This window comes from Psychrobacter sp. PG1 (genome assembly GCF_014897815.1).
GTDB lineage: Bacteria > Pseudomonadota > Gammaproteobacteria > Pseudomonadales > Moraxellaceae > Psychrobacter.
In genome coordinates this window covers 40,197-50,955 of record NZ_JABUZG010000062.1, presented here as the reverse complement: position 1 = coordinate 50,955, position 10,759 = coordinate 40,197, and the positions used below count along the sequence as shown (strand labels likewise).

The window sequence follows — 10,759 nt, the reverse complement described above, 5'->3', positions numbered from 1 at the left end:
TAATAGGGTTGTATCGGTTTTATTTGGATTAGACTATACACACTTTTTAGGAAAGGCTCTCAAACTCAAAAGGCGATACATAGCCCAATGCACTGTGTATACGCTTTTTATTGAACCAATCTACTCAATTCAATGTCGCAAGTTGTACATTCGCTAAACCTTGCCAACCTGCTTTTAAATATTCAATCACCTCTGTTTTGTATAACCTATGCCCTGTTTCAGCCAAAGCATTATCAAGGCCTGGTTATATATTTTTTCTTATGTTATCAAGCCAAGCTCGCATACTTGGTGTAAGCAAGCGATGACGACGCCAAGCCATGACAAGCTCCCATTTTAACTGAGGTTGGGTTAGTGGCAAGCAGACTAATCCTGTTAAATCCAACTTTTGAGTATAATATTGAGGCAAAAGAGTCACGCCTATATCCTGTTTTACCATGTCAAGAAGCAAGTGCCACTGATTGGTTTGGCAAATAATATTAGGTTCAAAACCTAGTGATTGACAGTTTTCTATAATCATCGGAGTAAATGATGAATTGGAGGTAAATAAAATTAGGGGTGCATTTGATAGTGACTTAAGTGTTACCTTGGTTTTTTGCTTACCCATACGGTTTTTATTTGCTACGACCACCACTGGATAGCAACATATCGATGAGTAGTCAAAATCATCGTCAATCGGCTTCATCAATGTTGCCACATCAAGTTGCCCCTCTAGAAGGGCCTGCTTAAGTGACTCAGCACCATCTTCGATAAGTGAGGTTTCTATACTAGGATGCATTTGATAAAAGTTAAAAATAGCTTTGCTTAGTATTTCACTGCCTAACGGTGAAATCCCCAGACGCAACTTACCACCTATTAATTGCTGATAATCTACTACTGTTTGTTCAAGATTATCTGCCTTTTGTAAGATATCAACTGCTTGAATATAGAGGTGTTCGCCAATTTCCGTTAAATTAACTAGCCGCTTTTTTCTATGAGTCAACGGCTTATCAAACAGAGCTACGCCTAAATATTCTTCAAGGTTACTGATGGATTTGGTAACGGTGGGTTGGGTTAAATTGAGTTGAATACTGGCTTGAAGAAACCCACCTGTTTTTACGACTGTCACAAAGCAGCGTAATTGTTTCAAAGTTATCATGAATAATAAACCATGGTTAGGAAAGATAATGAAATTTATTATAGAAATTGGGAATAAAAATAAAAATATAATTCATAATTTATGGCTATGGTATTTTTATAATAAGTAGTCTCTAATCAACAAACAACAATTATTATGCGTAATCCTAATATTCGCTTATCCCTATCTTTTTTAGATGAAAAAAAACTTACACTTCAAAAGTTCTATCGCCAATCATGGCTTCATGTCCTTATGCAATGCGCTATTATCGCAGCTGTCTGGTATTGTGCTGAGATATTGGTTGAGTTATTGCATCTACCCGTATCCTCAGGCGTCTTAGGAATGTTTTTAATGCTGATCTTATTAATGAGTGGTGCTATTAAGGTTAACTGGGTCAGACTGGGTGCAAAATTTGTTTTGGGTGAGTTAGTATTAATGTTTATCCCACTTATGATGTCAATACTTCAATACAAGGCGCTATTTATCAGTAAGGGCTGGCAATTAATGCTGACAATTATCTTAAGTACCGCGATGGTGATGTTAAGCTCAGCATTAACTTTTATTATGGTGCACCGTTTGCAACGTAGATTGTATCGACATCAGATTCATAAAGCCCAATTAAACCTAAGAAATAATGATAATGCGTGAGGATTTACGATGAATGTCTGGTCAATCCTTTGTCTCATTTGGACATTAGCTGCTTATTATATGGCTAAAGTAATCTATGTGCGCTATCGAAAATCTTGGCTAAACCCAGCTATCACGGTTCCAGTAATAACGCTTTCATTAATGATTATCTTTAATATCTCTTATGATACTTATTGGAAGGATACAGCTTGGATTGTGCAGTTACTTGCCCCCGCAACGGTTGCGTTTGCTATACCTATTTATGAATATCGTCGTTTAATACGTCAACATGCTTTGGCTTTGACCGCTTCTATAACTGTTGGGATGGTGGTGGGAGTCTTAAGCATATACCTATTCACTGGTTTGTTCCACTTTGATAAGACCTTGACCTATAGCTTGATGGCCCGTTCAATATCGACACCATTTGCGTTAGACTTATCTGAAAAAATTCACGGATCTTCCTCTTTAGTCTCATTGTTTACTTTGATTACAGGGATGGTGGGAATGATTTTAGGGGATATGATTTTGACTTTTTTTCGTATTCGCTCCCATCTTGCAAATGGAATCGCATTTGGTAATGCATCACACGGTTTTGGTACAGCCCGGGCAAGTCAGCGCAATGAGGACGAGGGCGTTATAGCCAGTTTAACAATGATTTTAGCGGGATTATTTATGATATTCTTAGGTCCTTCATTAATACATGGCGTAATGTTATTTGGGCAAGTTTAAACAAATATATATAGAGACCCTAATCCATATTAAGAATAGATATAATAACAGCCATTATCACTAACAGATAAACAATAAAAAAACGTATGAATTTCCGTTTTCTTTCTAAAGTTAATTCGACTTTAACTAAATGTAATGAGCTTTATTCCTTTTAAATTTCAACCTATTAACTTATCTTATTTAAGATCAAATAAAAATAAATGACTGAACCGCTCCGACATAGTCGGGGCGGTTCTGTAGTGGCATAATAAAATTGGACAGCTTATAAGAGGTTATACTACCCCAAAGAAGGAATACAGTATGACTACCAAACGTAGAGAATATACCCGAGAATTCAAATTAGAAGCCATTAGCTTAGTGGTTGATCACAATCGCAAAGTTGCAGAAGTAGCCAAGTCTTTAGGCATCGGCATCTCAACCTTAGACAACTGGGTACGCAAGTATAAAAAAGAGCAGCAAGGCGTTCGTCCAACTAAAGGTCTAGCATTAACTGATGATCAGCGTCGCATACAAGAGCTTGAGCGAGAAGTCAGACAGCTTAAGATAGAGAAAGACATCCTAAATGAGGAGGGATTAAGCGAAGCACTGCTTCGCCCCGACGCAAGGGGAGAGCTATGCTCGAGTGGGCTTCAGCTCTGCTGGCATCGGACAACCTCAACGTCTATCGTTGATTAAAAAGCTGGCAGAGCAGGACAAAAGATTAAGTAAGAAGAAGCTGTGTGACTTGTTTGATGTGGTTAGAAGTAGTTACTACTATGGTATTAAGACTAAGCCTATTGATGTTGAGCGAGTCAAACTCCAGTCTTTAATACGCCAAATATTCAACGACTCAAAGCAATCAGCAGGGGCTCGGACTATAGTTGCCATTTTAGCTAACGAGTATGGCATTAAGCTAACGCGTTACTTAGCGACTAAGCTTATGGAGCGAATGGGTTTAGTCAGCTGCCAGCTCAAGACCCACAAATACAAACACGCTGACGAGGCGCATAGAACCTATGACAACCTTTTAGACCGAAACTTTAACCCAGATGCGCCTAATCAAGTCTGGACAGGCGATGTGACCTACATCCGTATCAAAGGTGGCTGGTGCTACTTAGCGGTTGTTTTAGACTTGTTTGCTCGCCGTGTGGTTGGCTTTAGCGTATCCGATTCACCTAATAGCACCTTGACCGCATCAGCGCTAAAGATGGCGTATCAGACTCGCCTTAAACCAAGCGGTGTGCTGTTCCACTCTGACCAAGGCACGCATTACACCAGTAAAGAGTTCGTTGACGCGATAGCTGATTGCGACGGTATGGCACAAAGTATGAGCCGTCGTGGAAATTGTTGGGATAACGCGCCAACTGAACGCTTCTTTAGGAGCTTTAAAACCGAGTGGATGCCAAAGGGTGGTTACGAGGATATCGCTGAAGCATCGAGCGCCATTAGTGATTATATCTGGGGCTACTATCAAACCGTGAGACCGCATAGCTTCAACAATTATTTAACACCAGTAGAAACAGAAAAACGTTACTTTAATAAAAACCTCTTAGAAGGTGTCCTAAATTAGTTGACCACTATATTATGATTATTATGGAGCATCTGGTGTTATAGATAAGATTGATGATTACCTTTTTGAAAAGCCATTGCTGCTTATTGGTGAAGACGGTGCTAATCTTATTAATAGATCCACACCTATTGCGTTTATTGCAAGAGGTAAGTATTGGGTCAACAACCATGCTCATGTAATAGATTGTATTAATGAAGATTTTCTCCTGTATCTTTGTATTCATATTAATGCAATTTCTTTAGAGGCTTATATTACTGGCTCTGCTCAACCCAAGATGAATCAAGCTAAGATGAACTCTATCTTGATTGCTTTACCTCCATTAGAAGAACAAAAGCGCATTATCGCCAAAGTCGATGAACTCATGCTGCTATGTGATCAGCTAGAGCAGCAAACCGAAGCCAGTATCGAAGCTCACGCTACGCTTGTAGAAGTATTATTAGCCACGTTGACAGATAGTGCGGATGCTGATGAGCTAGCACAAAACTGGGCCAGAGTTGCTGAGCATTTTGATAGCTTATTTACTACTGAGCAAAGTATCGAAGCTCTAAAGAAAACTGTGTTGCAGTTGGCTGTAATGGGTAAGTTAGTTCCGCAGAATCCAGATGATGAACCTGCTTCGGTGTTATTAGAAAAGATTGCTAAAGAAAAAGAGCAGTTGATTGAGCAAGGTAAAATAAAGAAAAGTAAGCATTTACCTCAAATTAACGCCACAGATAAGCCTTCTAACTTACCGTTTGGATGGGAATGGGCTCGTTTAGGTGATACTGGTATATCAGCCACAGGTAATACCCCTAAAACATCAGAACCAAGGTTTTTTAATGGAGATATTCCGTTTATTGGTCCAGGGCAAATTACCAATAATAATGAAATATTGTTGCCAGAGAAAACCATCACTGAAGAAGGTTTGGAACATAGTACCGAAGCCTTAGCAAATGATATATTGATGGTGTGCATAGGAGGCTCTATTGGAAAGGCGGCGATTGTAAAATTCAGGATGGGCTTTAATCAGCAAATAAACGCAATCAGACCTTTAATAGTTAATCAAACCTATTTGTTATATTATGTCCAAACTAGTGAGTTCTACAAAAGACTAATAGAAGAATCTTCAGGTTCAGCGACACCTATTATAAATCGAGGTAAGTGGGACCAGCTCTTAGTTGCTTTACCTCCATTATCTGAACAAAAACGCATCGTTGCCAAAGTCGGTGAGCTAATGGCTATTTGCGATCAGCTAAAAGAAAAGCTAAAGCAATCTCAAGAGACGCAAGTTCAGCTTACCGATGCGCTGATTGATAAAGCTTTGGGGTGAGTTTTAATGCTGAAGCAATCAAGTTTCATGTGCTTCGGTACAACTAAAAGGAATAAAGAGGGTCTTCTATTAGCAGCGATATTTTAAAATCAGGTATAATAACTTTGTTTATACAAGCCATATTGTGCAGAATTAAAAATGCACAGTCGTATTTTAGCCCTGAAGCCTAATAGAATCAACGTACTGTGCATAAATTAGGGGGTATAACATTCCTAGGTGTACCATTTAATATTGCCAGTTATGCCTTGCTGACCCATATGGTCGCGCAAGTATGCGGATTAGAAGTGGGCGAATTTATCTGGACGGGTGGCGATTGTCATATTTATCAAAACCACCGTGAGCAAGTTGAATTACAGTTGACGCGTGAGCTTTATAAGCTACCAACGCTGACGCTTAATCCTGATGTGAAAGATATCTTTGCTTTCAATTATGACGATATCAGTGTTGAGGGTTATGAGTCGCATCCTGCTATCAAAGCGAAAGTTGCGGTATAGCATTGGTCTGATTGACTGATTTAAATAAGCTTAAAATTGTAAAAGATAATAAAAAGGATACGTTATGAGTTATGCCCACACCGAAGTTGCCCAAATCGCAGCTATCAGTAGCAACCGCTGTATCGGCAAAGATAATGAGCTGCCGTGGCATATCTCAGCAGATTTGCAGCATTTTAAAAGCATGACGACTAAACAAAATGATGGTGCGATTCAAGGTATCGTCATTATGGGTCGTAAGACGTTTGAATCAATGGGCAGCAAGCCTTTGCCAAAACGCGTGAGTTTCATCATCAGCACCCAGCTAGATTATGCCGAACAAAAAGGTTTGGTCGGTAAAAGCAATGCTTATGTGGTGCATAATTTAGATGATGCATTAACGCAAGCAGCCAGTCTCGCACATGGTGCGCATCTGGATACGATTTGGGTGATTGGCGGCGAGCGCGTGTTTAGCGATGCGTTGATGTATACCGACCGTATTGAGCTGACTCACGTAGATACCGAAATTACCGATGGTGATGCCTTTTATCCTGAGTTGCCAAGTGAATTTGAAGTGGCAGAAGAGTCTGAACAGATGCACGATGAGAATAGTGCGTTAGACTTTAAATTTGTGACTTATAAAAGTAAACAAGGTTAATGCCATTTAAATTTAATGTGGCATTTATTATTCATAAGCTACTTCTAAGGAGGAACCAAATATGGAAAATTAAAAAAGCCCAGCAAAATTAATTGCTGAGCTCAAAAAACTTTTAGATAAGACAACTATGGAGCTAGACTCCATTGCTAGCATACTAATAAAGTTTATTTACCTGTCGGAAGGTTCCTATATTTTATAGTAAATGCTAATAAACGTCTACGTCTCCGTAGTTATGAATTCCTAATCATAATTATGGAGGTCATCATGACCATTCAATGCGGTTATCCTAAAGCTGTGCATGTTCGTTGGTATTTACGCTATCGATTTAATCGTTGGGAGCGCGTTTGTGAACACTGTCGTAGCTATCCAAACCAGCAGTTAAGTTTTGATTTTTAGCGATTAGAGAGTTTAATCTGCTAAACATTATTAGCGTTAAAACGACAACAGATTTGTTTCTGTTGTCGTTTTTTTTAATATGTACCACTACTCGTGCAATACTTTATAAACCGTTTTCGCGAGTATCGGACCAATACCTTGCACGCCTGCCAATTCCTGCTGCGATGCACCGAGCAATTGTTGCAATCCGCCAAAGTGATTCAGCAAATCACGACGGCGCTTTTCACCGAGCCCCGGTATGACTTCTAACACTGACGATGAGCGACGCTTATCACGCTTTTTACGATGCGCAGTGATCGCAAAACGATGCGCCTCATCGCGAATATGCATCAGTAAATGCAGCGCCTTGCTATCCATCGGTAAATCTAACGGCTCATGATCGATAAAATGCAGCACTTCAAGCCCTGCCTTACGTCCTTCACCTTTTGCCACACTAATCGGCAAAGTGTCACCAAGAATACCTAACTCGGTCAGCACTTCTTTAGCGATGCCAAGCTGCCCTTTACCACCATCAATCAGCAACAAATCAGGCAATGGCTGCTTTTTATAGCGCCGTGTCAGCACTTGTTTCATTGCGGCATAATCATCACCACCGACAATGTCATGAATCGCATATTGGCGATAATCACGGCGACGCGAGCCACCTTGGTCAAAGACTACGCAGCTACCAATGGTCGCCTCGCCCATCGTATGGGAGATATCAAAACACTCTATGCGATCAATGGTTCTATCAGTGACGTCCGCTAAGACATCTTTTAAGGCACCAAAGCGCGCATGCAACTCTAAATAGTCGCCAAGCTTGGTTTTTAGGGCATTATTGGTATTGAGTTTGGCTAAATCTAACCATTCGGCACGGTGCTCACGGACACTGGTTTTGATCACGACTTTACTGCCAAAATGGCTCGCCAATGCTTCACTGACCGCCACCTGATCCGGTAATTCATGACTCAACATGATTTCTGCGGGCAAGTCATCCGTCACCTGAAAATAAAATGAGGTAATAAATGCTGATAAATTATCAGCAAGAGGCTCGCTACTATCAACGTCAGGGAAGTAGTTTTTACCACCCAGTACACGACCACCACGTACGGTCAGTACGTTGACGCATGTCATGCCCGCCTGACTAGCGATAGCAATTACATCCGCCTCGCCTTGCACAGTATAAACAGCTTGCTTAGCTTGTACTTCACGCAGCATAGACAGCTGATCGCGATAAAACACGGCCTTTTCAAAATCTAATTCTTCAGCAGAAGCTTCCATTTTTTCAATCAAAGCGCTATGAATATCGCTAGAGTCACCTTTTAGGAAACGAATAGTATTATTGACGTCTTCCATATATTCTTCAGGCGATACCAAGCCCACGCAGGGCGCACGGCAGCGCTTAATCTGATATTCAAGACAAGGACGCTTACGTTGCTTAAAAAAAGTATTGGTACATTGGCGCATCTGAAACATTTTTTGCATCAGCACCAGTGTCTCTTTGGCGGCATGAGCAGAGGGGAAAGGACCGAAAAAGCGACCTTTTTGGTGATTGCCTTTACCGCGACCATAAGCCAATCTTGGATAAGGCTTATCTGCTGAAATAAACACATAGAGATAGGATTTATCATCGCGCAACAGTACGTTATAAGGCGGACGATATTCTTTAATCAAGTTTTGCTCGAGCAATAACGCTTCGGTCTCACTACGGGTAATAATGGTTTCAATATTATGTATCCGTGCCACTAGCGCCCGTGTTTTTGGATGGTCAATGGTTTTAGCAAAGTAGCTGTTCACACGGCTCTTGAGTGACTTGGCTTTACCGACATATAAGATATCGCCATTTTTACCCAGCATTTTATAGACCCCTGGCAAATTTGGCAGGCGCTGAATTAAATGCTTAAGACGGGCTTTTTTATCATCGATAGGGCTCGATTCTGAGACATTGACCATAGAATTCCTTGCTCTTAAAAGTCTTATAATACTGCTAGTTATGGGGCGGGAGTCATTGTTTTACAAGCCAATTATTAGCCATAGCATCACCCATAAAAAAGCCAGCACTAAGGCTGACTTTTTATAGGTAAGCAAGATGCTATTAATGGCGGAAGTTTGCCATCAGTGCTGGAATACCCGGTAGCATACCAACAATAGCCATCACACCTGTCAACACCACAAACATAATACCCGGTATGATCCAGCGGCTCATTTTAGTCAAATTGGCACTGCGTTCTTTCGAGCCAATCAAGCCTAAGTTATCAAGCAACAACGTGAGTGACCAGCCAAAGGCAGGATTCACGAGTGCAGAAGCAAAGACTACAATCGCAGCAGACTGAGTGGTTTTTCCTTCGCGCGTCATTTCCATACCAGCTTCAAGCAGTGGAATAAACACACCAACGATCAATGCCACACACATCACTGGCTGCCAGATAGCCAAATCCATTGGATAGCCCCAAACCCCTGCGATAATGCAGAACAATGCCGTCAGTAAAGCACCGGCAGGAATCGGACGTTTGGCAATCGCTGCTGGGACAATATAGGTGCCCCACGATGACGCAAAGTTAGCACCACCCAATACAGAACCGACGACCTGGCGAAACGATGCGCTGGTCATTGTATCATCGATATCCATGAGTACCTTTTCAGTACGTTTAGGATAGCTGATTTTTTGAAAGACCTGATGGCCTAAAAAATCTGGTGACCACATAGCAACGGCCAAAATAGCAAACGGCAGTACGACAATGAAGCTTTCAACCGTCGGTAATCCTAGCATCCAACCGGTATTTTCACCCCACCAATACATCGGGTTCATGTTTGGTAAGCCTGGTGCAGTTTTGAACTCAAAGGGTGCACCCAATGCAAATGCAAGTCCGCCACCTAGTACACAGCTTAGCGGAACCGCAAGCCAGCGTTTTTGCCAATGCTCAAGCAATGCATACAACAAAATCGTTGCCAAAATAATGAAAAAGGCAATATGCGACATGCCAATACCTTCTGCCCAAGCAAAGAGGTTTTTGACCTGTGAGGTGGTACCGATAAACCCTAAGTAAATCAAGAGGCCACCGCACACGCCTTTACTGGTCAAGTTTGCCAGCAGACTGCCCCCTTTACTGATTGCCAATAGCAAACCGAAGGCACCGATGAGCAGACCAAAGGCCATCGGGTGACCACCAGCAGCAACAACGATAGGAATAAGCGGAATAAGGGGGCCGTGAGTACCTGCAAGGTTGGCTGTCGGGAGTAGAAATCCTGAAAATAAGATGATAAAGAATGAAACGATTAATAGCTCATAACGAACGTTTTCTAAAACGAACGCATCACCCAAACCAAGTGGACCTGCAAATGTTGCAGCAATCGCACCCACCATAACCACTTTACCAATCGTTGCCGCCATTGCAGGAATAGTATCTTCATACTCAAAGCGATAATCACGAAATGGCAAATTGGGACGCCAGCGTTTTGGCTGCATGATTTGTAATTCATGATTTAGATAAGCGTCACGACTGTCAAAGCTTGCGCTTGGTTTGTGTAAATCAAGGTAGCTACCTGATGGCTCGCTGTCGTAATTAGATGGATTTGATGACTGCTGATTAGACCCTGAAGAAGGGATCTGAGTGTTACTCATCACATTTCCTTATGTCGACTGAGGCTTTATTTAACTGATAATTTGATAGTGAAATTTAATGTGACTAAAGCGTCCATTAAAAATTGCAAGCCATTGTATGACATGAGAACTCGAAATGCGAACTTAGAATCACTAAAAAAGTCCATACACCATTATAATATATAAATTAAAGTTTCCATTTAATACAAAATTTAACTTAATAGAAAACCATGAGGAAAAAACACACTTAATATAGGCTTTAAATCATAATAAATGACCTTTTTCTTAATAATTATCTGTATCTAGATATTTGTTATCACATAACTA

Annotated in this window: 9 protein-coding genes and 3 pseudogenes; 8 read left to right on the top strand and 4 right to left on the bottom strand. The window is 41.0% G+C overall.

Going from position 1 to position 10,759, the window contains the following annotated elements:
* Positions 1-46 precede the first annotated feature (46 nt).
* Positions 47-235 (bottom strand): annotated as a pseudogene (locus INT03_RS10220) (integrase core domain-containing protein); the annotation flags it as partial.
* A gap of 9 nt (positions 236-244) precedes the next feature.
* Positions 245-1,135, bottom strand: a complete 891-nt coding sequence (locus tag INT03_RS10215) for a LysR family transcriptional regulator (protein ID WP_193008861.1) — start codon at positions 1,133-1,135, stop codon at positions 245-247.
* A gap of 135 nt (positions 1,136-1,270) precedes the next feature.
* On the opposite strand from INT03_RS10215, the gene INT03_RS10210 reads away from it, so the two are divergent.
* The 8 genes and pseudogenes from INT03_RS10210 (at position 1,271) to INT03_RS15035 (ending at position 6,852) form a co-directional block, all read left to right on the top strand.
* Positions 1,271-1,762, top strand: a complete 492-nt coding sequence (locus INT03_RS10210) for a CidA/LrgA family protein (RefSeq protein WP_193008860.1) — start codon at positions 1,271-1,273, stop codon at positions 1,760-1,762.
* A 9-nt stretch (positions 1,763-1,771) separates the two neighbouring features.
* Complete coding sequence (locus tag INT03_RS10205) at positions 1,772-2,470, top strand: LrgB family protein (RefSeq protein WP_193008859.1); 699 nt, start codon at positions 1,772-1,774, stop codon at positions 2,468-2,470.
* 300 nt (positions 2,471-2,770) lie between these two features.
* Positions 2,771-4,019, top strand: a pseudogene (locus tag INT03_RS10200) (IS3 family transposase).
* A gap of 25 nt (positions 4,020-4,044) precedes the next feature.
* Positions 4,045-4,416: pseudogene (locus INT03_RS14940) on the top strand (restriction endonuclease subunit S); the annotation flags it as partial.
* Between the two features lie 177 nt (positions 4,417-4,593).
* On the top strand, positions 4,594-5,328 hold the full coding sequence (locus INT03_RS14935; RefSeq protein WP_226950340.1) for a restriction endonuclease subunit S: 735 nt from the start codon (positions 4,594-4,596) through the stop codon (positions 5,326-5,328).
* Positions 5,329-5,513: 185 nt separating this feature from the next.
* The gene (gene thyA, locus INT03_RS10190; protein ID WP_193008857.1) at positions 5,514-5,822 is read left to right on the top strand and encodes a thymidylate synthase; all 309 of its coding nucleotides are present in this window, start codon (positions 5,514-5,516) and stop codon (positions 5,820-5,822) included.
* A 64-nt stretch (positions 5,823-5,886) separates the two neighbouring features.
* Entirely contained in the window at positions 5,887-6,456 is a 570-nt protein-coding gene (locus INT03_RS10185; protein WP_193008856.1) for a dihydrofolate reductase, read from the top strand.
* A gap of 264 nt (positions 6,457-6,720) precedes the next feature.
* Complete coding sequence (locus INT03_RS15035) at positions 6,721-6,852, top strand: hypothetical protein (RefSeq protein WP_264298303.1); 132 nt, start codon at positions 6,721-6,723, stop codon at positions 6,850-6,852.
* Positions 6,853-6,939: 87 nt separating this feature from the next.
* On the opposite strand, the gene uvrC is transcribed toward INT03_RS15035, so the two are convergent.
* Together uvrC and INT03_RS10175 are read right to left on the bottom strand one after the other, a co-directional pair.
* Complete coding sequence (gene uvrC / locus INT03_RS10180) at positions 6,940-8,784, bottom strand: excinuclease ABC subunit UvrC (RefSeq protein WP_193008855.1); 1,845 nt, start codon at positions 8,782-8,784, stop codon at positions 6,940-6,942.
* Between the two features lie 142 nt (positions 8,785-8,926).
* On the bottom strand, positions 8,927-10,453 hold the full coding sequence (locus INT03_RS10175) for a DUF3360 family protein (RefSeq protein ID WP_045452432.1): 1,527 nt from the start codon (positions 10,451-10,453) through the stop codon (positions 8,927-8,929).
* Positions 10,454-10,759 lie beyond the last annotated feature (306 nt).